Below are 21,593 nucleotides of genomic sequence, written 5' to 3' on the forward strand. Positions count from 1 at the left end.
GAGACCCGACCCATGATCGGCAAGCTGAAAGGCACCATAGACGAGATCGGCGAAGACTATGTGCTCGTCGATGTGCACGGCGTCTGCTACGTCGCCCATTGCTCGGCCCGCACCCTGTCCAAGCTCGGCTCGGCCGGCGAGGCCTGCGTGCTGTTTATCGAAACATATGTGCGTGAGGACCAGCTGAGGCTCTTCGGCTTCATGACCGCGCTGGAGCGGGAATGGTTCAACCTGCTCCAGAGCGTCCAGGGCGTCGGCGCCAAGGTGGCGCTCGCCGTGCTCTCGACGTTGACGCCAGGCGAACTCGCCAATGCGATCGCCCTGCAGGACCGCGCCGCCGTCTCGCGTGCGCCGGGCGTCGGTCCGAAAGTGGCGATGCGTCTTGTCACCGAGCTCAAGAACCGGGCGCCGGCCTTTGCCGGCGAAGCGATCAATATCGCTCTCAAGCAGGAACTCGGTGAAGGCGTCGCGGCAGCACCCGTCGCCGATGCGGTGTCCGCACTGACCAACCTCGGCTATTCCCGCGACCAGGCCGCGAATGCGGTTGCCGCGGCAATGAAGGCGGCGGGCGATGGCGCCGACAGCGCCAAGCTGATCAGGCTGGGATTGAAAGAGCTGGCGCGGTGATCTCCTTGAATATATCGCAATTCCTTACTAAACTTGAATGGTAAGGAGATCCGCATGAATATCTACTACGGTACGATGACATCGAAGGGCCAGACAACAATTCCGGCTGAAGTTCGTGAATTGCTGAATCTGAAGTCCGGCGACAGGATCCGCTACATCAATCGCGATGGCGAAATCATCATGAAAGCCAAGAACAAACGCGCCATCGACCTTGCAGGCAAGTTTCACGATCCGAACCGACCGACGATCACTTTGACAGAAATGGACGAGGCGATTGGGGAAGCCATCGCCGATCACGCGACTAGTGCAAGATGATTGGCCTCGACACCAATATTATGCTGCGCTTCCTCTTGAAGGACGATGTCGTCCAGACGGAGAAGGTCACAACGCTCTTCGCGAGCCTGTCCGATACGGCACCCGGCTATATCAGTTGCATCACGCTGATGGAATGCGCCTGGTTCTTGAGACAACGGATCAAGCTGAAGAGAGAACAGATCATGGAGGCGATTTCGGACTTGTTGGACTCGGCCGACCTGATCCTTGAAGATGAAAGAGTAGTCGAGGAGACGCTCGCAATCATGGTGCGGACGAATGCAGAATTTGCAGATGTCTTCATCGCCCTTCGTAATCGTGATGCGGGCTGCGTGACAACCAGGACATTCGATGCCCAAGCCGCAAAAACCATACCTGGAATGGAACTTTTGACATGAGCGACTCCGCCCGCCTGATATCGCCGGAAAAGCGGGGCGAAGACCTTGATATCACGTTGCGCCCGCAATCGCTGGACGAGTTCACCGGCCAGGCGGAAGCGCGCGCCAATCTCAAGGTCTTCATCGAGGCGGCGAAAAACCGCGGCGAAGCGCTGGACCATGTACTCTTCGTCGGTCCGCCAGGCCTCGGCAAGACGACGCTGGCGCAGATCATGGCCAAAGAGCTCGGCGTCAACTTCCGCTCGACGTCGGGCCCGGTGATCGCCAAGGCCGGCGATCTCGCTGCCCTGCTCACCAATCTCGAGGAGCGCGACGTGCTCTTCATCGACGAGATCCATCGCCTCAACCCCGCCGTCGAGGAAATCCTCTATCCGGCCATGGAGGATTTCCAGCTCGACCTCATCATCGGGGAAGGCCCTGCGGCTCGCTCGGTGAAGATCGACCTGTCGAAATTCACGCTGGTGGCGGCCACCACCCGCCTTGGCCTGTTGACGACGCCGCTGCGCGACCGCTTTGGCATTCCGGTGCGCCTGAGCTTCTACACCGTCGAGGAGCTGGAACTGATCGTGCGCCGTGGCGCGCGGCTGATGAACCTGCCGATCACCGAGGAGGGCGCCCGCGAGATCGCAAGACGCGCCCGTGGCACCCCGCGCATCGCCGGCCGGCTGTTGCGGCGTGTGCGCGACTTTGCCGAGGTGGCAAGGGCAGAGGCCGTCACCCGCGAGATCGCCGACGAGGCGCTGACCCGCCTGCTGGTCGACAATGTCGGCTTCGACCAGCTCGACAAACGTTACCTCAACATGATCGCCGTCAATTTCGGCGGCGGCCCGGTCGGCATCGAAACCATTGCCGCTGGCCTTTCCGAACCGCGCGACGCGATCGAGGACATTATCGAGCCCTACATGATCCAGCAGGGTTTCATTCAGCGCACGCCACGCGGCCGTGTTCTGACCGCAATCGCGTGGAAACATCTGGGAATGCAACCACCTAAGGATATGGAGGCTGCGCAGTTCCGGCTGTTCCAGGAGGACAATTGAGTGATCACCCGCCGCGGATTTTTCAAGGTTCTCGGCGGCAGTGTCGCAGGCGTCATGTCGCTCGGTGGTTACGCCTTCGCTTATGAACCGCTCGCGCGTCTCGCCATCACCCACTACCAGCTGACGCCGCCGGGCTGGACGCCAGGGCTCAAGCTGCGCGTCGTCGCGCTCGCCGATCTCCATGCCTGTGAACCCTGGATGTCGGCAAGCCGCATTGCCGCGATCTGCCACAGGGCGAATGAACTCGAAGGCGACGTCACCGTCCTGCTCGGCGATTACGCCGCCGGCATGAACATGGTGACGCAGTACGTGCATTCGAGCCAATGGTCGAAGGCGCTCGCCACCTTGCGGGCCCCTCTCGGCGTCCATGCGATCATGGGCAACCACGATTGGTGGGAGGACAGGACCGCCCAGAAGAACGGCGGGATGGAAACATTCGGACACCGAGCCCTCGCCGACGTCGGCATTCCGGTCTATGGCAACCGCGCCGTTCGGCTCGAAAAGGACGGCCGCGGCTTTTGGCTCGCAGGCGTCGAAGATCAGCTGGCGCTGCTGCCGGGCCGGAAGTGGGGCCGCACGCAGATGCTCGGCCTCGACGATCTCGATGGAACGATGGCTCAGGTGACGGACGATGCGCCCGTCATCCTGCTTGCCCATGAACCCGATATCTTTCCGCGCGTGCCCGAGCGGGTCTCGCTGACGCTATCGGGCCACACCCATGGCGGACAGATCCGTCTCCTCGGCCGTTCGCCGATCGTGCCCTCGCGATACGGCAATCGCTACGCCTATGGCCATATGATCGAGGAGGGGCGTAATATCATCGTTTCCGGTGGCCTCGGCTGCTCGATTGCACCGGTCCGCTTCGGCGTGCCGCCGGAAATTGTCGTGATCGATCTTGGATAGAATGGCATGACCAAGCGCACTCTCATCCGCCTGAATGCGGGCGCTGAGCGTTTCAACTATCGCATCGCCGGCCTCGGCTTTCGCGATGGCCACGTACTCGTCCATCGCGCCGTGCATGAGCCCTTCTGGACCTTTCCAGGCGGCAGGGCGGAAATCGGCGAGACGTCGGAGGAAACGCTCAAACGGGAGATGGTGGAGGAACTGGGCGTCGAAGTCACTGTCTTCCGCCTGCTGTGGATCGTCGAGAATTTTTTCCACTACGAACAGCGCGACTGGCATGAACTCGGCCTCTATTATCTGATGGAGATCCCGGCGGAATTCCCCTTCCGACCGGGCGAAATCATCCATCGGATCGAGGACGGCGACAACTATCTCGAATTCAAATGGGTGCCGGCAACGCGTAGTGCCCTGACGACACTCGACATCCCGCCCTATTTCATCGCCGATGAAATCGAGAGCCTGCCCGTTGCGCCACGTCATCTCGTCTGGCGGGACGGCGATCTCGATGACAAGAACTGATGCAAGCAATTCAAGGTGTTACAGCGTCTTTTGCGCGCCTCAAAAGGCGCGCGGCGCTGTAGCCAAAAGCGCTTAAAGAGGAGATGCGCCGATGCCGACCTTCGATCCTGTCAGGCCATTCCGAAAACTTGCCTACAACAACGCCCTTGCCAACCGCCGGCTGCTTCAGGCCTGCGCGACATTGAAGCCCGGCGAATTCGAAGCGCCGCGCACCAGCTTCTTCCCCTCGATCAAGGAAACCTTGAACCACATCATCACGGTCGATTGGTTCTATGTCGACGGCCTGGAAGGCGGAACGCTCGGGCTCAAGGCCTTCGAGGCCGACGAACCATTCGATGACGTTTCCTCGCTGGCAGAAGCACAGGCGAAGGTCGATCAGCGCCTGGTGGCACTTTGCGAGGCCCTGACGCCGCAGAGGCTCACCTCGACCATCAGCCTCCATCGCGGCGCCCGCATCCAAGAAGAGCGGATGGAAGACGTGATCGGCCACCTCTTCCAGCATCAGACCCATCATCGCGGCCAGGTGCATGCGATGCTCTCCGGCACCAGCGTCGCTCCGCCGCAACTCGACGAATTCATCGTTGCCGACGATGCGCGGTTTCGTGGCACGGAACTCACCGCGCTCGGCTGGAACGAAGAAACGCTGATGCGCTGATTTCAAAGTGTTAAAGCGTCCTTAGCGCGTCCTATCGGACGCGCTGCGCTTTAGTCCTGCAGTCGTCTCTTCAGGCCGTCGATGATCGTCTTCGTGAGAAGGTCGTAATTCTCGTCGAAGTGATGATCGCCGGGCAGTTCGATGACCTCGGCGCCGCTATCTTTCAGCGCCGGACAGGCGACATCATCATCGTCGTCCTTGCCGTAGATGCATTGCACGAGCTTCGGATCGATGTTCTTCAGATCGCCGACGGGATCGCCTCCCGCGCCTTCCGTCTTCTGGCCGAGCCAGCCGAGAACGGAGATGACGTAGTCGACTTCGTGCGAAAGCGACAGCAGCGACAATTGCGCCACCGCCGACTTTTCGGCTGGCTTGAGGAGCTGGTAGGTGGCGGGCACGACATCGGCACCGAAGGAATAACCGACGAGCAGCACATGCTTCACCTTCCACTGCTTGCGGTAGAAATCGATGATCTTCGAAAGATCGGCGGCGGTCTCCTCCGGCTTGCGCTCCGACCAGAAATAGTGGAGCGAATCGACGCCAACGACCGGAATACCTTCCTTCTGCAGCGTGCCGCCGACCTCCTTGTCGATGTCGCGCCAGCCGCCGTCGCCAGAATAGATCACCGCCATCGTATCGAAGGCGGGGGTCGCCTCGAGCACAGCCAGCGGCAGGCCAAGCGGGTTGCCGAAGGCGCCGGAGGCAGTGACGAGATCGTCGAGCGTATCGGCAAACGCCGTCTGCGCATCGTCGGTGGAGTCGCGGATCTCGATCGCGTCATGGACCTTCTTCAGCGCCTCGGCATGCGCCCGGCCATCCTTGTTGGCATCAGGCGTGAAGACGGTAATGATCGGGTCCGGCAGGACGCCGTCGCTGAGGCCATATACGGTGCGTTCGCCGACCACTTGCTTGGACGCCGGCGTGCAAAGCGCCTGGGCAAGCGGAATGCCGGCGACCGGATTAACGGCAAGTGTCTGGCCGATCGTCGCATCCGGCGTTTGCGCGGCGATCGCCAGCGCCAAGGCCCCGCCCTCGCCGATGCCGGCGACGATTGGCAGGTGATAGGCGTTGTTGCCGGTCGCGCGCTGCACCTGCTGGCTGAGCGATTCGATGTCCGACACCATGTAGACACAGCCGTCGTTGAGGCTGACGTCGTACCGGCTGAGCGCCTGGATATAGGATGGAAAGTCGACGCCGATGACGACGGCGCCTTCGGCGACCAACCTGTCGGCTTCGGCCTTCTCATAGTCGCCCCAGCCGGCGGCATCCGAGATCAGCATCACCGTGCCCTTCACCTCCCCTTCCGGCAGGAAGATGTGCGGCGACGGGATGAGCCCGGTTTCGAAGCTTTGCGTGGTTTCCTCGGCGGCATCAGCCGGTGCGGCCGCGAGCATGCAGGCGCATGCCGTGGCAAGAAGGATTGTCCTGATCATTTTCTCACTACCCCTTTCAATCCGCCCCCAATCAGAAATGTCGCGTCCATCAACGCGATCATCGGATTGCCCCCTCCGGAGACCGCAAGATAGCGCGGTTGCCAGTGCGGATGAAACTTGGATTTGAATGCCCGAAGGCCTTTGAAGTTATAGAAGCGCTCGCCGTGTTCGAAGACGGTGCTGCCGATGCGGTCCCAGACGGGCGCCGCCTCGCGTTTCGACATGCCGGAGAGCGGCGCCATGCCGAGATTGAAGTGGGTAAAACCCTGCCCTCGCAGATATTCCATGATCTGCACGAAGAGAAAATCCATCGAGCCTTTCGGCGCGTCCGGCGAGAAGCGCATGAGATCGATCGTGCCCTCCTGTCTGGATTCGGTCATGAGGATATTGGCGAAGGCGACGATCCTGCCGTCCTTTTTCAGGATGCCGACCGGCTGCGAGGAGACATAATCGGAATCGAAGGCGCCGAGCGAGAAGCCCTTTTCCTTGGCATTGTGAAGCTCGAGCCAGGCCGTCGAAACGGCGGCTAGTTCATCGATGACGGAAGACACGTCCTGCGGTTCGACGACGGCGAATTCCAGCCCGTCGCGCTGGGCGCGGCTTGCCGTCTGGCGAAGGTTCGCCCATTTGCCGCCCTTCATCTCGAAGGTCCTCAGATCGGCCACCGCCAGTTCCCCGAGCTTGAAGGCGCGAAGGCCGGCATCGGCGCAATGGGACAGCAACGCGGGCGATATCTGGTAGAACACGGCCCGGCAGCCAGCGGCACGCGCCGCTTCGACGAAACGCCAGACGAGTTCCTGCACGGCGCGATGGTCGCCGACCGGATCGAACAGCGCGATCCAGGAGCGGCCCTGCCGGCCATACATGATGAAGGCGTCGCCGTTTTCCGAAAACATGATGCTCTTGTCGCCCATGCGCACCAGATTGGCATCGGCGTTGCCCTGCTTCATGACGATCTCGACGGCACGCACCAGCGCCTCGTCCGTCGCCTGCTCCGGCCGGAAGCTCGCCGGCCGGAGCAGGCTGAAGACGGCGATCGCCGACGAGATGATGGTGATGCCGAGTACGGCGCGCAGCCCGCGCGGCGCTTCGGCCGTAAATTCGAACTGCCACCAGAGCTGGTTGCTGTATTCGACGTCGCGATAGACGAAGAGCAGGATGACGACGGCGCCGACGACGATCACGGCGATCGCCATCAACCAGGACGCAGTCAGCGCCTGGTTGAGCAGCGAGGCCTGGCGGGTAAAGAGCCGGCGGCTGACGAAGAGCCCGAAGATGAGGAAGGCGAGAAAAGCGGCTTCGACGAGCGCGATCGCCTTCAGCAGCGACAAAGTCAACGCAGCAAGCGCCGAGAACACGGCCACCCACCAGGCGCCGTCGAGCCGCTGGCCGAGGCCGCGCGCGGCGACGACGAGCGCCAGCCCCAGCAGGCTGGAGAGGAAATGTGCCCCTTCGACCATCGGCAGCGGCAGATAGTTGGAGAGGAATTCGAGGTTCTGGTCCGGCGTCGGCGTGACGCTCGAAAACACCAGCATGACGCCGAGCAGCAGCGCGAGAGCCGACAGCAGCTGCGGCATCAGTCGCCCGCCGATACGTCGCATACTGGAGGCGGCCGGATGGTCGACGAAACGACGCAGCTCCGCCGCCGAGACCGCGAGCACGGCGATCAACAGCGGCAGCACATGGTAGACCAGCCTGTAGAGCACCAGCGATCCGAGCACGGCATCGATGTTCACCGCGCTGCCGAGCGAGGCGATGATCACGGTCTCGAACACGCCGAGCCCGGCCGGAACATGGCTGAGCACGCCGAGACCGACGGCGATCGCATAGACGGCGAGGAAGACCGGCCAGCCGATTGCCGTCTGCGGCAGCAGCACGTAGAGCACCGACGCCGAGGCGGCGATATCGAAGGCGGTCACGAGGAACTGGCGCGACCAGGTACGCGAATCCGGCAGGCGGATTGCGACGGGGCCAAGATCGAGCACACGCCCGTCACGGCCGATAATCATCACCGCGCCCAGAATGGCGACGATCGAACCGGCGATCAGCCGCAGAAGGAAGGGGCTCACGCCGACGAGCGGGCCGATTTCGTCGGCGATGACGATGAGGGCGATCGCCGCGACGCCCGCAAGACCCAGTCCGAAGGACAGCGTGACGAAGGCGATGATTCGGCCGATATCCTCCGGCGAGAGCCCGAGGCGCGTATAGGCGCGGTAGCGGATCGCGCCGCCCGAAAGCGCGCCGAAACCGGCAGTATTGCCGACGGCATAGGCGCTGAACGCCGTCAGCGCCACATGCGGAAAGGGCAGCTTCTTGCCGATGTACTCGATGGCGTTGAGATCGTAGAAGATCAGCGAGAGGAAACTGAGCGCCGTGAAGAACAGCGCAAGCAGGATCGCGCTCGGCCTGGTCGCCGCCAGCGCACCGACGACGTCGTCATAACGCACCTCGTTGGTAAGCTGCATAATCGCGTAACCGACGAGGCAGAAGACCACCAGTGACGCGGCTGCCATCAACGGCGTTCTGTAACGCCTGAAAAGCCCGCGAAAAGAAAACCCGTCCGTTTCTTCCATCTCTTCCAATTTGCCGTGCCCCGACATCTCGTACCCTGCTGCAACTTCCAGCTTGGCGGGAATCATTTCGAAAGACGTAACATGAGCGGCATATAAGCTCTATGAAGCCATGCCGCCGCAACCCCAGCCCCGCCGCCTGCGCCTCCATCATCCTCAATTGGGGCGAATTTGCGCTGGCAGGCGTCGCGGCGCATTGCATTTTAGTAAGCTTCGGCAGAGCCTTGCGCTCGACGGAGAATTGAGACACGGGAGAATGGTTCGATATGCAGGATGGTCCGGCCTTCGTGATGCTTGCCCTCGGACGTCTGCTGCTGGGCGGCCTCTATGTCGCTGGCGGCATTCATCATTTTTTCGTTATCGTGCCGCTGACCGAGGCGATCGAAACCCGCGGCGTCCCTTTTGCAAAATGGGTGCTGGTCTTGGGCAGCATGTTCCAGATCGTCGCCGGCATCCTGCTGATGCTCGGCCTTTTTGTCGCGGCAGCGGCATTCGGTCTCATCATCTTCACGCTGGCCGCCACGGTCATGCTGCTGAATTTCTGGGACATGCAGGGAACGGCACGCGACAGCGCGATCAATACCTGGAAAACCAACATGGCGATCATCGGCGGCCTGCTGATCGCAGCCGCCGGCGCGATGTGAGGCGGTTCACGCCGCCGGCTCGCCGCCCGCCCGCGCATGGGCGGCGTAGCGCGCGACGGCAGCATCCACCTCCGCGTCGCGATCGCCTGCCACCTGCACCGTCGGCACGGCGAATTCGATACCGTTTTCCTGGAAGGCATTGCGGATCATCGCCAGCGCATTGCGGCGGATGACGAATTGCTCGCCAGGCTTCGTCATCATCGACAGCCGGATTTCGATCGCGAATTCGCCGAACTGCTCGACACCCTTCATCTTCAGCGTCTCGATGATATGAGGACCGAATTCCGGATTTTCGAGCAGCGTCTGGCCGATCTGCTTGATCACCTTCTTCGCCTTGACGAGATCGGTGTCGTATTTGACGTTGAGGCTGATCTTGTCGATCGTCCAGTCGCGATTGAGGTTCTTCACTGCGCCGAGTTCACCGAAGGGTACAGTCGTCAGGGGCCCGCGATGATGCCTGAGCTTCACCGAGCGTAGGCTGAAGGCCTCGACCACGCCCTTGTGGCTGCCGCTTTCGATATATTCGCCGATGCGGAAGGCATCGTCCCAGAGATAGAACATGCCGCTGATGACGTCTTTGACGATCGTCTGCGCGCCAAAACCGACTGCGACGCCGACGACACCGGCGCCGGCGATCAGCGGCCCGATCTCGATACCGAGGCCGGAGAGCACCATCAGAACGGCAATGACGGCGATCACGACGGCGAGAATATTGCGGAAGATCGGCAGCAGCGTCTGTATCCGCGCGCGCTTGGCCTTCTCCTCATCCGTTGCTCCGCCATCCACGGATGAATCGAGCAGCTTGCCGTCGATATAGGCCTTGATGACATGCCAGAGCAGATCGGCGGCAAGCAGGATGACGATGCCGCCGATCACGCCGCGCGCGATCTTGTCGATCATCGTTTCGCCCGCGGCCATCGTATCGGCGCCGACGCCAAGCATATGCCCAAGCCAGATGGCGGCAACGGCAATGATCAGCGCCCGCACGCCGCGGTCGAGCAGCACGGCTGCAATGCGGCGCGTGGCAAGGAAGCTCGCTTCGGTCTGCTGCAGCGATTTTACCGCAATCGTCGAGACGGCAAGCACGCGCGGCAGCAGCAGCACGTAAATGCCGAGCCAGAGCAGCCAGTTGAAGCCTGCGACCCAGAGGCTCCAGAGCAACAGGAAATAGACGGTGAGCGCCCAGGAGGTCCCGTGACCACGCTTCTCGTCCTTGTGCGGCCGCGACCAGACCGCCTCGATGGCGATCAGCAGCAGGCCGATGCCCAGGATGTAGCCGACGAGGAGCCGCACACTCGGGGAATAACCGAGCGGCTCCATCGACTGGATCACCGCCCAGCCGAAAATGAAATAGATGACGAAAGTCGCACAGCGCCGATACCAGAAGAATGCAACCGCGCGCGCCGGCATGATCGGATCAGTGATACCCTGTCGTTCTTCCTCCACCCGCGCAAGCCCGATGAGATCGACCAGTACGCCGCCGAGACAAATCGTGAAGCGCTGGACCACAAGCGCGACAACGCAAACGATCGCGATGCTCTGGCTGACCGGCGGCCAGCTGACGCTGAGAAGAGCAAGCGCCGTCGCCACTGCGAAGATCAGCGCCGGTATGACGCGCGGGGCGAGATGCATGCCCGCCATCTGCGCCGCCTGGCGGCGGCGGCGGAAGGCATAGCGGGCAATGCGCTCGACGATGGTGCCGAGCAGGAAAATCGCCAGAAACTGCGCCACCATGCGCGACCATCCGGTGGCGGCGATTTCACCGAAGAACAGCGAGGAAGCATGGCCGACCTGCGAGGGCAGCGTCATTGCCGCATCGGAGACCATCGAGACGTGCCGGCGAGCGTGCTGGAGCAGACCTGACAGCACCGACATCTGGTCGCTGGCCGCCGAATCGCTCGCGGGCGCCGTCGCCATTTGCGTCGACATCCATTGTTTGACCTGAGGAGTCTGCATGAGCTCCATCATCTCACGCACTTCGGCCGGCGGGGCGGCCGCGGCCGGCACTTGCGCCGGCGGCGTCTGTGAAAAGACAGGCGAAACCGCCGAAAAAAGCGCAAGCAATGCCAGTATGCCTGATATGACGGCCTTCAAGCCCCATGCCATGCCACGCTCCATGACCGCCTCCAATGAAATGTCGGTCGCTTGTGCAAAGCAGCGCCGACACTTTGCAATGGATACTCGCGACCGTTGCCGCCAGCAAGCAGTAGGGAAACCATACCGATGGCTAGTAAAGGCAAACGTCGCCGCCTCCTCGAAACGAAGCACTGCGCTCGCTACGTCAGGATGACGGCTTTGTCGGAACGGTGAGTGAAGTCGCTTGCCTTCAGGATTTCGCGGCCGGTTTTTCCACGTGGCCGCCGAAGCCCGCACGCATCGCCGACAGCACCTTGTTGGCGAATTCGTCATTGTCGCGCGAGGAGAAGCGACCGTAGAGCGCAGCGCTCAGCACCGGCGTCGGCACGCTTTCGTCGATTGCCGCCATGATCGTCCAGCGGCCTTCGCCGCTGTCCGAAACGCGGCCGGCATATTTCGATAGTGCGGGGTCAGCATGCAGCGCATCGGCCGTGAGATCGAGCAGCCAGGAGGTGATGACGCTGCCGCGGCGCCAGACTTCGGCGACATCCTGAAGGTTGAAGTCGTATTGGAAATGTTCCGGATGGGCGAGCGGCGCGGTTTCCGCATCGGTCTCATGCGAGGCTGCGCCGATATTGGCGTGTTTCAGGATGTTGATGCCTTCGGCATAGGCGGCCATCAGGCCATATTCGATGCCGTTATGCACCATCTTGACGAAATGACCGGCGCCATGCGGACCGCAATGCAGGTAGCCCTGCTCCGCGGTGCTGGCCGCAGCCGCTTCAACGCTCCGGTTCGGCGAGGCTTCCGTCTTGCCGACGCCGGGTGCCAGCGTCGCGAAGATCGGGGAAAGGTGTTCGACGATACCCTTCTCGCCGCCGATCATCAGGCAATAACCGCGCTCGAGGCCGAAGACGCCGCCGCTTGTGCCGACATCGACATAGTGGATGCCCTTGGTGATGAGGTCGGCGCCGCGGCGGATGTCGTCATGGTAATAAGAGTTTCCGCCGTCAATGACGATATCGCCATTCTCAAGCAGCGGCACCAGGCTCGCCAGCACCTTGTCGACGATCGCCGCCGGCAGCATCAGCCAGATGGCGCGTGGATGGGTGAGCTTCGAGACGAATTCCTGGAGCGAAGCACTGCCGATCGCACCGAGGCCTGCGAGCTCGGCAACGCTTTCCGGCCTGGCGTCGTAGACGACGCATTCGTGACCGCCTCGCATCAAGCGCTGGACCATATAATTGCCCATGCGGCCCAAACCAACCATGCCAAGCTGCATAATGAATCTCCTGGAAACCGAAATGAAGTATCGAATCCGGAAATTAGCACCCGCAGTGTGACAGGCAAGCGAAGTCTCGGTGATATTGGCGAATGCGACGATTGCGCCACTGACCTCCTTGAGACCGACGTCCTGTCAAATGTCCGGCGCGCTGGCCGGCTCACCCTTCATTTCGCTGAGGAACATGCCCTCGCGCAGATTGATGCCATATTCGACAAAAGCCTTCATGCAGCAAAGCATCTGCGTCCAGCCTTCGCAATTGAGATAGGTGCCGCGCCGGCCTGCATTGTCTTCGCGCCAGCCGGTCTCGGCAATGGTCACCAAGGTGCCGCCGTCTTCCAACGGCTTGAAGTTCATCTCGACCAGCGTCTTGTACCTTGCTTCGTCCTCGCCGGTGCCGCCATCCCAGCGCAGCACGATGCGACTTTCCGGCACCAGTTCGACCACCTCGACCGGCGCATCCTTCCACCAGGTCACCGTCGTGCCCTTCACGAGCGGCGCGCTCGCCCCGCCAATCGTGGTGAAATAGCTGCTGAGCTTCTTCGGATTGACGACGGCATCGAACACCTCGGCGACGGGGCGGCCGATGCGGCCGGAAACGCGGATTCCGGGAGACATGACACTTCTCCTCTTCTCCATTGTGGCTGTTTCCGTTGTACTTGGCTTCATTATGTTATAAAAACATAACATGTCAAGTGAATCAACCGACGATCCTATCTTCAAGGCGCTGGCGCATCATCGCCGCCGCGAAATCCTCGATCTGCTCAAGGATGCCCCCCGAACCACAGGGACCCTCTGCGAGATGTTTCCGCAGATGGACCGCTGCACGGTGATGCAGCATCTGAAGGTGCTGGAGGAGGCCGACCTGGTCATCGCCAGGAAGGAGGGCCGCGAGCGCTGGAACCACCTGAACAGCCTGCCGATCAAGCATATCTATGACCGCTGGATCAGCGCCTATGCCGGCCATGCGCTCTCTATCCTCGACCGGCTGAAAGGCGACCTGGAAGGTCAGCCTGAATAATGACCCGGCGTCAAACCGCCTTGCCGCCCGGTCCGCCGAAGCCTTATGCTGGCAAAAACGGCACGGGATCAGACGGATGACGATATCGGGAGCCGGCATACGCCGCATGCGGCTGCTGCGCAGCATGAAGCAAGGACATCTCGCCGAGCTCCTCGGCGTCAACCAGGCGACGATCTCACGCTGGGAGCGCGATCAGCTCGCCCTATCACCCGAAACGGCCGGCAAGCTGGAACGGATTTTCGCCTCGCCGCGACATGCAGCAGTCGATGCGGCGCTGAAGCGGCTGGTCGAGGATTCCGTCCGGCCGGTGCATCTGATCTGCGACCGCACCCACCGGCTGCTCTCCGCCTCCCGCCCGCGGCAGGCGGAGTGGCGGGCGCCGCTCGGCGCCTTTCTCGGCCGTTCTCTGTTCTCCTACGCCTCCGCCGAGATCGCCGCCGCAGAGCAGTCGCTGGAGGAGCGCGGCTGGCACACGGGTAAGCTCTCGTCGCTGACCCTCGAAACCGGCGCCAACGGCAATGCTCTGCTGCCGATCGCCGCCGGCCGCGTGACCTGGGAAAGGATCATGCTTTCCGATGGCAGCGCCGGCCGTCTCGTCACGACCATCGGCTGAGGCTGCAGCTTTCCTGCATTCCCATGCATAATTTATGCGTTGTCTGGAAACCTTAGTCTTTATAGCGTCCGCCGCCGAACGGTTAGGAGACGATGTGATGACGATACTGGTGACCGGAAGTGCCGGCCATCTCGGCGAGGCGCTGATGCGAACGCTGAGGGCGGAAAGCCGCTGGGTGCGCGGCATCGATATCATGCCCTCGGCTTTCACCGACATGGTCGGCTCGATCAGTGATCGCGCCTTCGTCCGGCAGGCGATGTCAGGCATCAGCCACGTCATCCATGCCGCGACGCTGCACAAGCCGCATGTAGCGACCCACGGCAATTACGATTTCCTCGACACCAATATCGCCGGCACTCTGCACCTGCTCGAAGAGGCGACCGCCGCAGGCGTCGCAAGCTTCGTCTTCACCAGCACCACCAGCACCTTCGGCGCGGCATTGACGCCGGTTGCCGGAGAACCGGCGGCATGGGTGACCGAGGACGTGCTTTCCGTCGCAAAAAACATCTACGGCGTAACGAAACTCGCCGCCGAAGGCCTGTGCGAACTCTTTGCCCGCAAATCCGGCCTGCCGGTGGTCATTCTCAGGACGTCGCGCTTCTTTCCCGAAAACGACGACGACCCCGCCATTCGCAACAGATATTCGGCGGAGAATGCCCAGGCCAACGAGCTTCTTCACCGCCGCGTCGACATCAGCGATGTGGTCGGCGCCCATCTGCTGGCGCAGGAAAAGGCGCCGGCAATCGGCTTTGGCCGCTACATCGTCTCCGCCACGACGCCGTTTTCGGCGAGCGATCTTGCCGCGATCAGGCATAACGCGCCTCATGTCGTCGAACGGCTATTCCCGGGTGCAGGCGCCCTCTACGCGTCACGCGGCTGGAAGATGTTTCCGGCGCTCGACCGTGTCTATGTCAACGAACGCGCAAGACGGGACCTCGGCTGGCAGCCGCGATATGATTTCCGTTTCGTTCTCGATTGCCTGCGCGACGACAGGGAATGGCGAAGCCCCTTGGCACTGGATATCGGCTCCAAAGGCTACCACGACGAAATCTTTGCCGAAGGGCCTTATCCGGTCGGATAGAGCAGCGAGCTGGAATGCGGATAGCCGAAAGCTGAGATCGTCTTCAGCACGACGCTTTCACTGAGAAGTAAGTGTCATCCAGATATCATGATCCCGTCATAGACCGTCTGCCGGGGATATGGGGCGACGAAATCCAGGGCCTGTTGTGCCATCGGGAAATCGAATCCAGGCCGGGGTGTCATTTGAAGCGGTGTCCAGCCTGCAGGCGGAAACCGTTTCGAGAGCGCTTTTGACCGAGAGGGTATTTCCATGAAGAGTATAAGACCGTACGCATCGCGGCTGTTCGCCGCGGTTCTCGCCGCATCCGCCGCCATTCCGGCCGTCGCAAGTGCCGAGAATTCCGCCACCGTCGGTGGCCTCACCTTCGTCAACAAGGGCCTGGTCGGCATCGGGCGTATCCCGGCCAACGAGCGCGACAAATTCGGCGAGACCTTCGGTTCCGGCTCGGGCATGGCGGTCGATCAGGCCGCCTGGAGCCGCGACGGCGCCAGCTATAAGGGCACGCTCTACCTGCTGCCCGACCGCGGTTACAACGCCGTTGGCACCGTCGACTATCGGCCCCGCCTGAACACCATCTCGATCGGCCTGACACCGACCGCTCCGGGTGCGGCACCCGAGGCCGGCAAGGAACAGTCTGGCGTCGACGCAAAGCTCGTCGATTCCACGCTCTTCATCGACGACAAGGGTGGCGACATGACGGGTCTCGACCCGGAATCCGCCGTCCGCCCCGCTGCCGGCGATTTTCCGCCGCTGCCGCAGGCGACGAACGGCAAGATCGCGCTCGACAATGAAGCCATCATCCGCATGGCCGACGGTACCATGTTCGTCAGCGATGAATATGGCCCTTATATCTATCACTTCTCGGCCGACGGCCACCTGCTGTCTGCCACCCAGCCGCCGAAAGCTCTTTTGCCGATGCGCAAGGGCGCGCTGAGCTTCGCCTCCAACAATCCCGGCCCCGGCGCATCCGCGCCGGACCCGAAGGATCCAGAGACCGGCCGCCAGAACAACCAGGGTCTCGAAGGCATGGCGATGACGCCGGACGGTAAGTTCATCATATCAGTGCTGCAGTCGGCTGCCCGCCAGGACGGCGGCGATTCCGGCTCGACCCGCCAAAATACCCGCGCCATGATCTATGACGCCGCCGATCCCGATCATCTGAAACTGGTGCACGAATCTGTCGTACCGCTGCCGGTCTTCAAGGACGCCAAGGACAAGACGACGATCGCCGCGGAGAGCGAAATCGTCGCTCTTTCCGACAAGACCTTTCTGATGCTCGCCCGCGACAGCGGCAACGGCCAGGGCCTGAAGGGTGACACCTCGCTCTACCGCAAGGTCGGTATTGTCGACGTTTCCGCTGCGACCGACATCGCCGGCAGCGATTTCGACGCCGGCAAGCCGATCGCGCCGAAGGGCGTCGTCGATCCCTCGCTGACGCCGGCGACGCTGACACCCTTCATCGATCTCAACGACAAGGCCGAGCTTGCCCGCTTCGGCCTGCACAACGGCACGCCGAACGACAAGAACAATCTGTCGGAAAAATGGGAAGCCATGGGGCTTGCGAGCGTTCTCGACCCGAACCTGCCGGACGACTACTTCCTGTTCGTCGCCAATGACAACGACTTCTTGACGCAGGATGGTTTCCAGGTGGGTGCAGCCTACAAGGCGGACGGCGGTGCCGACGTCGACACCATGTTCCAGGTCTTTCAGGTCACCCTTCCAGGTCTGAAGAAGTAGTCGCGCACTGACAAGGGCGGACGCGGAAGCCGCGCGTTCGCCCGCCATATCCGGAATCCCTGCCGACGATAAAAGGGAAGGGTGCGATCCACGACCACCGATGGATGTTTACGATCCTGGGTGCCTACAAACGTAGGTGGGCGCCGTGTGTCCAGGCCCACGGGCCTGGCCAGGGACAGCTCCCTTTGGATCGAGTATGGCCCCAGGGATTGTGGTTCCTGTCGAGAGGCGCAGACCGCATGGCGATATATAAGGTTGTTTGCGCTGACGCGCCAGTGGCGACGGAAGGCCGCCCCTATTTAATTGAGATCAATTGAGTTCCGGGGCGGACCGGCCATTCAGCTTGTCGGTGATGCCGCGGATGCGGCTCGAGACCTCGCTCAGCGCTGCCGCAAGATTTTCTTCGGTCCGGGCGGTCGCAGCAAGCACCGTATCGCGATTGCCGCGTAGCGACTCGAGCTCGGATTCCAATCCGGCCACGCGGCGCGTCAGCTCGGCAATCTCGTCCACGATCATGATGCCGGCCATGACGGTGATCCTGAGATCACCGATTTCCCCGAACTGGTCCTTGAGATGGCCGACATAGCGGTCGAAACGGGTGGCGAGATCGGTCAGGTGATCCTCCTGCCCTTCCTCGCAGGCCATGCGATAGGCCTTGCCGTCGATCGTTACCGTCACCTGCGCCATGCCAAACTCTTTCTATCAGCGATCCAGAACTGCGCGGATCGTTTCCATCGCCGTCACCAGCCGCCGCGATACTTCGCGATTGACCTCTTCCAGCCGGTTGGCGCGGAATTCGGCCTGATCGAGCTCCTGCGCCAGCCGGGAGCGGTCGGCGTGCACGCGCCGCACCTCGCCCTCGATCTCGCCCTGCTCGCGCTGCCGCTCGACGCGCATGTCGACGGCGTTTTCGAGGCTCGAAATCGCCTGTCTCAATTCGTTGAGCGCTGCTTCCATGGTTTTGCCTGTGGGCATCATGTCTTTCCGATTCCCGCGCAGGATCCGCGAATCGGCACGCCGCGCCGATCCTGTGATTTCAAAAGGATATGCAGCTCGCCGACGGCCCGTCAATAAATCCTGTCACTTGTCCGCCAGCCTATCCTGTGGATGAGCGTTTTCCACATGCTCGTCGCATCAAATTCGTCATTTGTACAATCGCGCGATCAAATGTCAAAAATCGCCGCTGCCCGCCCGGATTTGGCCCGCCATTTATTGACTTGCCCGTCCCAACTGCTATGTCTCTGCCGCTTTCACTCGATGGTCTTGGAGGCTCGAGGCCATCCCCCGACACCCGGAACTTGCGGAAAAGCCATGACCTCTCCCGAACAACACGACCGGATGGCGAATGCGATCCGTTTTCTCGCCATGGACGCCGTTGAAAAGGCGAACTCCGGCCACCCGGGCATGCCGATGGGCATGGCTGACGTGGCAACGGTCCTGTTCACCAAATATCTGAAGTTCGATCCGAAGAAGCCGCACTGGCCGAACCGCGATCGCTTCGTGCTGTCGGCCGGCCATGGCTCGATGCTGCTCTACTCGGTGCTGTATCTGACCGGCTATCCTGACATGACGATCGAAGATCTGAAGCAGTTCCGTCAGCTCGGCTCGAAGACCGCCGGCCATCCGGAATATGGTCACGCGACCGGCATCGAAACGACCACCGGTCCGCTCGGCCAGGGTATTGCCAATTCCGTCGGCATGGCGATTGCCGAACGCAAGCTGCGCGAGGAATTCGGCTCCGATCTCCAGGATCACTATACCTATGCGATCTGCGGCGACGGCTGCCTGATGGAGGGCATCAGCCATGAAGCCATCGCGCTCGCCGGCCACCTGAAGCTCAACAAGCTCGTTCTGTTCTGGGACAACAACTCGATCACCATCGACGGCGCCGTGTCGCTGTCGGATTCCACCGATCAGATCGCCCGCTTCAAGGCCGTTCACTGGAACACGATCGAGATCGACGGTCACGATCAGGCCGCCATCGCCGACGCGATCGAAGCTGCCCACAAGTCCGACCGCCCGACCTTCATCGCCTGCAAGACGATCATCGGCTTTGGCGCCCCGAACAAGCAGGGCACCCACAAGGTCCACGGCAACCCGCTCGGCGCCGAGGAAATCGCTGCCACCCGCAAGGCGCTGAACTGGGAAGCCGAAGCCTTCGTCATCCCGTCTGATGTCCTTGACAGCTGGCGTGCAGCCGGCGCCCGCTCCGTCAAGCTCGTCAAGTCCTGGGAAGACGGCCTCGCCAAAGCTCCGGCCAGGGCCGAGTTCACCCGCCGCATGGCAGGCGAGCTGCCGGAAGGCTTCGACGCCGCGATCAGCGCATACAAGAAGAAGCTCGCCGAGACCAAGCCGACGGTTGCGACCCGCAAGGCTTCGGAAGACGCGCTCGAGGTCATCAACGGCTTCCTGCCGGAAACGCTCGGCGGCTCCGCCGACCTGACTCCGTCGAACAACACCAAGACCAGCCAGATGCATTCGATCACCCCGACTGATTTCGCCGGTCGTTACATGCATTGGGGCATCCGCGAGCATGGCATGGCGTCTGCCATGAACGGCATTGCGCTGCATGGCGGCCTCATCCCCTACAGCGGCGGCTTCCTGATCTTCTCGGATTATTGCCGCCCGCCGATCCGCCTTGCGTCGCTGATGGGCATCCGCGTCATTCACGTCCTGACGCATGACTCGATCGGCGTCGGCGAAGACGGCCCGACGCACCAGCCCGTCGAACAGCTCGCCGGTCTGCGCGCCATCCCGAATCTGATGGTCTTCCGTCCGGCCGACGCCACGGAAACGGCGGAATGCTGGCAGATCGCCATCAAGACGCACAACCGTCCTTCAGGCCTTGCTCTGACGCGTCAGAACCTGACGGCGGCTCGCACCGAATACAGCGAGAAGAACCTTTGCGAACAGGGCGCCTATGTGCTCGCCGGCAATGCCGACGCCAAGGTGACGATCTTCGCCTCCGGCTCCGAAGTCGAAATCGCCGTTGCGGCTCGTACGGCACTCGAAGCCAAGGGCGTCACCGTCCGCGTCGTATCGGTTCCCTGCACGGAACTGTTCTTCGAGCAGCCGGAAGCCTATCGCAAGCAAATCCTCGGCAACTCGCCGGTCAAGATTGCCGTCGAAGCCGCCGTTCGCGAAGGCTGGGATGCGTTCATCGGACCGGAAGGCACTTTCATCGGCATGAAGAGCTTCGGCGCTTCCGGCCCGGTCAAGGAAGTCTACAAGCATTTCGGCATCACCGCCGACGCCGTCGTTGCGGCCGCGGAAGCAAAGCTTTAATGAGGGCGCCTTGAGGCGCTCTCCATCTCCTCAATTCCAGGCCCTCACCTATCGGGCCCTACTCTATCGGGAGTGAATGAACATGACAGTCAAGGTTGCCATCAACGGTTTCGGCCGCATCGGCCGCAACGTCCTTCGCGCCATCGTCGAATCCGGCCGCACCGACATCGAAGTCGTCGCCATCAACGATCTCGGCCCGGTTGAAACCAACGCCCACCTGCTGCGCTACGACTCGATCCACGGCCGCTTCCCGGCAACGGTGAAGGTCGAGGGCGACTCGATCATCGTCGGCAACGGCAAGCCGATCAAGGTCACGGCGATCAAGGATCCGGCAACGCTTCCGCACCGCGAACTCGGGGTCGACATCGCGATGGAATGCACCGGCATCTTCACCGCCCGCGACAAGGCTGCCGCCCACCTGACGGCTGGTGCCAAGCGCGTCATCGTCTCGGCGCCCGCCGATGGCGCTGACCTGACGGTTGTCTTCGGCGTCAACCATGACCAGCTCACCAAGGAGCACTTGGTCATCTCCAACGCGTCCTGCACCACCAACTGCCTGGTGCCGGTCGTGAAGGTTCTCGACGACGCCGTCGGCATCGACCACGGCTTCATGACGACCATCCACTCCTACACCGGTGACCAGCCGACGCTCGACACGATGCACAAGGACCTGTATCGCGCCCGCGCGGCCGCCCTTTCCATGATCCCGACCTCGACGGGTGCTGCCAAGGCAGTCGGCCTCGTTCTGCCGCATCTGAAGGGCAAGCTCGACGGCACCTCGATCCGCGTTCCGACCCCGAACGTTTCCGTCGTCGACTTCAAGTTCGTCGCCAAGAAGGCGACCAGCGTTGGCGAAATCAACGAAGCCATCCAGGCTGCTGCAAACGGCAAGCTGAAGGGCATCCTCGGCTACACCGACGAGCCGCTCGTCTCCCGTGACTTCAACCACGACAGCCACTCCTCGATCTTCGCAACCGATCAGACCAAGGTCATGGAAGGCAGCTTCGTGCGCGTCCTGTCCTGGTACGACAACGAGTGGGGCTTCTCCAGCCGCATGTCCGACACGGCAGTCGCTTTCGCCAAGCTCATCTGAGCGCTCTTCAGGCATCGACATGCAAGCGGCCCGGGAAACCGGGCCGCTTTTTGTTGCCATGCCTTCCGAACAAAACCGGCCTTCCCCGCACCAGAGCAACTCCAGGAAAAGTGCGAAGCGGTTTTCCGTCCGGAGTTGCGTAAAAACAAAAAGTTGGAGCGGTTCTGCGCTTCGATGAGAAGCTGAACCGCTCCGGCATCTTTTCGTCCATCGCCCGGATGAGATCTGCTAGAATACATCACCCTGGACATTCGAAATGCCCAGTTTCCTCGCGCATTGGCCACCGGCCAGGCGCGGCCACGCCAAT

At 61.9% G+C, this 21,593-nt stretch carries 21 protein-coding genes and 1 other RNA gene; 14 read left to right on the forward strand and 8 right to left on the reverse strand.

From position 1 onward, the window contains the following. Nucleotides 1-12 precede the first annotated feature (12 nt). The 7 genes from ruvA (at nt 13) to ACD590_RS18285 (ending at nt 4,451) form a co-directional block, all read left to right on the forward strand. A complete protein-coding gene (gene ruvA / locus ACD590_RS18255; protein ID WP_018243450.1) occupies nt 13-627 on the forward strand; it encodes a Holliday junction branch migration protein RuvA in 615 nt (204 codons plus the stop codon). 54 nt (nt 628-681) lie between these two features. Further along, the gene (locus ACD590_RS18260; RefSeq protein WP_018445922.1) at nt 682-942 is read left to right on the forward strand and encodes an AbrB/MazE/SpoVT family DNA-binding domain-containing protein; all 261 of its coding nucleotides are present in this window, start codon (nt 682-684) and stop codon (nt 940-942) included. Continuing rightward, nucleotides 939-1,337 (forward strand): PIN domain-containing protein, encoded by a 399-nt coding sequence (locus tag ACD590_RS18265; protein ID WP_017968120.1) that lies wholly within the window; start codon nt 939-941, stop codon nt 1,335-1,337. Before ACD590_RS18260 ends, ACD590_RS18265 begins: the two co-directional genes overlap by 4 nt. After that, nucleotides 1,334-2,374: a Holliday junction branch migration DNA helicase RuvB gene (gene ruvB / locus ACD590_RS18270; RefSeq protein ID WP_028733494.1), complete on the forward strand. Its 1,041-nt coding sequence runs from the start codon at nt 1,334-1,336 to the stop codon at nt 2,372-2,374. Before ACD590_RS18265 ends, ruvB begins: the two co-directional genes overlap by 4 nt. After that, entirely contained in the window at nt 2,375-3,277 is a 903-nt protein-coding gene (locus tag ACD590_RS18275) for a metallophosphoesterase (RefSeq protein ID WP_065278032.1), read from the forward strand. A gap of 6 nt (nt 3,278-3,283) precedes the next feature. Continuing rightward, nucleotides 3,284-3,796, forward strand: a complete 513-nt coding sequence (locus ACD590_RS18280) for an NUDIX hydrolase (protein WP_065278033.1) — start codon at nt 3,284-3,286, stop codon at nt 3,794-3,796. A gap of 91 nt (nt 3,797-3,887) precedes the next feature. Then, complete coding sequence (locus tag ACD590_RS18285) at nt 3,888-4,451, forward strand: DinB family protein (protein ID WP_018445926.1); 564 nt, start codon at nt 3,888-3,890, stop codon at nt 4,449-4,451. Between the two features lie 50 nt (nt 4,452-4,501). On the opposite strand, the gene ACD590_RS18290 is transcribed toward ACD590_RS18285, so the two are convergent. Together ACD590_RS18290 and mprF are read right to left on the reverse strand one after the other, a co-directional pair. Then, a complete protein-coding gene (locus tag ACD590_RS18290; protein WP_018445927.1) occupies nt 4,502-5,884 on the reverse strand; it encodes a virulence factor family protein in 1,383 nt (460 codons plus the stop codon). Continuing rightward, the gene (gene mprF / locus ACD590_RS18295) at nt 5,881-8,484 is read right to left on the reverse strand and encodes a bifunctional lysylphosphatidylglycerol flippase/synthetase MprF (protein ID WP_439003134.1); all 2,604 of its coding nucleotides are present in this window, start codon (nt 8,482-8,484) and stop codon (nt 5,881-5,883) included. Before mprF ends, ACD590_RS18290 begins: the two co-directional genes overlap by 4 nt. Before the next feature lie 236 nt (nt 8,485-8,720). Here mprF and ACD590_RS18300 point away from each other — a divergent pair, with 236 nt between their 5' ends. Then, nucleotides 8,721-9,098 carry a DoxX family protein gene (locus ACD590_RS18300; protein ID WP_065278036.1) on the forward strand — a complete coding sequence of 126 codons (378 nt, stop codon included), beginning with the start codon at nt 8,721-8,723 and terminating at the stop codon, nt 9,096-9,098. Between the two features lie 6 nt (nt 9,099-9,104). Here ACD590_RS18300 and ACD590_RS18305 read toward each other — a convergent pair whose 3' ends face one another. From ACD590_RS18305 to ACD590_RS18315, 3 genes are all read right to left on the reverse strand, one after another. Next, nucleotides 9,105-11,216, reverse strand: a complete 2,112-nt coding sequence (locus tag ACD590_RS18305; RefSeq protein ID WP_439020940.1) for a mechanosensitive ion channel family protein — start codon at nt 11,214-11,216, stop codon at nt 9,105-9,107. A gap of 208 nt (nt 11,217-11,424) precedes the next feature. Next, nucleotides 11,425-12,456: a phosphogluconate dehydrogenase (NAD(+)-dependent, decarboxylating) gene (gnd, locus tag ACD590_RS18310; RefSeq protein ID WP_130683851.1), complete on the reverse strand. Its 1,032-nt coding sequence runs from the start codon at nt 12,454-12,456 to the stop codon at nt 11,425-11,427. Nucleotides 12,457-12,591: 135 nt separating this feature from the next. Next, the gene (locus ACD590_RS18315; RefSeq protein WP_439003136.1) at nt 12,592-13,074 is read right to left on the reverse strand and encodes an SRPBCC domain-containing protein; all 483 of its coding nucleotides are present in this window, start codon (nt 13,072-13,074) and stop codon (nt 12,592-12,594) included. Nucleotides 13,075-13,144: 70 nt separating this feature from the next. Here ACD590_RS18315 and ACD590_RS18320 point away from each other — a divergent pair, with 70 nt between their 5' ends. The 4 genes from ACD590_RS18320 to ACD590_RS18335 all read left to right on the forward strand — a co-directional run bounded on the left by ACD590_RS18320 (nt 13,145) and on the right by ACD590_RS18335 (nt 16,908). Beyond that, nucleotides 13,145-13,477 carry an ArsR/SmtB family transcription factor gene (locus ACD590_RS18320; protein ID WP_439003137.1) on the forward strand — a complete coding sequence of 111 codons (333 nt, stop codon included), beginning with the start codon at nt 13,145-13,147 and terminating at the stop codon, nt 13,475-13,477. Between the two features lie 76 nt (nt 13,478-13,553). Further along, complete coding sequence (locus tag ACD590_RS18325; protein ID WP_439003138.1) at nt 13,554-14,090, forward strand: helix-turn-helix transcriptional regulator; 537 nt, start codon at nt 13,554-13,556, stop codon at nt 14,088-14,090. Between the two features lie 97 nt (nt 14,091-14,187). Further along, the gene (locus tag ACD590_RS18330) at nt 14,188-15,171 is read left to right on the forward strand and encodes an NAD-dependent epimerase/dehydratase family protein (protein ID WP_439003139.1); all 984 of its coding nucleotides are present in this window, start codon (nt 14,188-14,190) and stop codon (nt 15,169-15,171) included. Nucleotides 15,172-15,420: 249 nt separating this feature from the next. Further along, on the forward strand, nt 15,421-16,908 hold the full coding sequence (locus ACD590_RS18335) for an esterase-like activity of phytase family protein (RefSeq protein ID WP_439003140.1): 1,488 nt from the start codon (nt 15,421-15,423) through the stop codon (nt 16,906-16,908). A gap of 81 nt (nt 16,909-16,989) precedes the next feature. Here the strand turns inward: ACD590_RS18335 and ssrS are convergent. The 3 genes from ssrS to ACD590_RS18350 form a co-directional block, all read right to left on the reverse strand. Further along, nucleotides 16,990-17,148: non-coding RNA, 6S RNA (gene ssrS / locus ACD590_RS18340), on the reverse strand. 69 nt (nt 17,149-17,217) lie between these two features. Then, a complete protein-coding gene (locus tag ACD590_RS18345) occupies nt 17,218-17,595 on the reverse strand; it encodes a cell division protein ZapA (protein ID WP_018243466.1) in 378 nt (125 codons plus the stop codon). 15 nt (nt 17,596-17,610) lie between these two features. After that, nucleotides 17,611-17,886 carry a DUF4164 domain-containing protein gene (locus tag ACD590_RS18350; RefSeq protein WP_012758879.1) on the reverse strand — a complete coding sequence of 92 codons (276 nt, stop codon included), beginning with the start codon at nt 17,884-17,886 and terminating at the stop codon, nt 17,611-17,613. 333 nt (nt 17,887-18,219) lie between these two features. Between ACD590_RS18350 and tkt the strand changes: the two genes are divergently transcribed. Then, a complete protein-coding gene (gene tkt / locus ACD590_RS18355; protein WP_113543669.1) occupies nt 18,220-20,193 on the forward strand; it encodes a transketolase in 1,974 nt (657 codons plus the stop codon). Nucleotides 20,194-20,275: 82 nt separating this feature from the next. Next, nucleotides 20,276-21,286, forward strand: coding sequence for a type I glyceraldehyde-3-phosphate dehydrogenase (gap, locus tag ACD590_RS18360; protein ID WP_026188518.1), 1,011 nt, complete (start codon nt 20,276-20,278; stop codon nt 21,284-21,286). Nucleotides 21,287-21,593 lie beyond the last annotated feature (307 nt).

The sequence above is a fragment of the Rhizobium sp. 862_C5_N1_2 genome (assembly GCF_051811205.1).
GTDB lineage: Bacteria > Pseudomonadota > Alphaproteobacteria > Rhizobiales > Rhizobiaceae > Rhizobium > Rhizobium leguminosarum.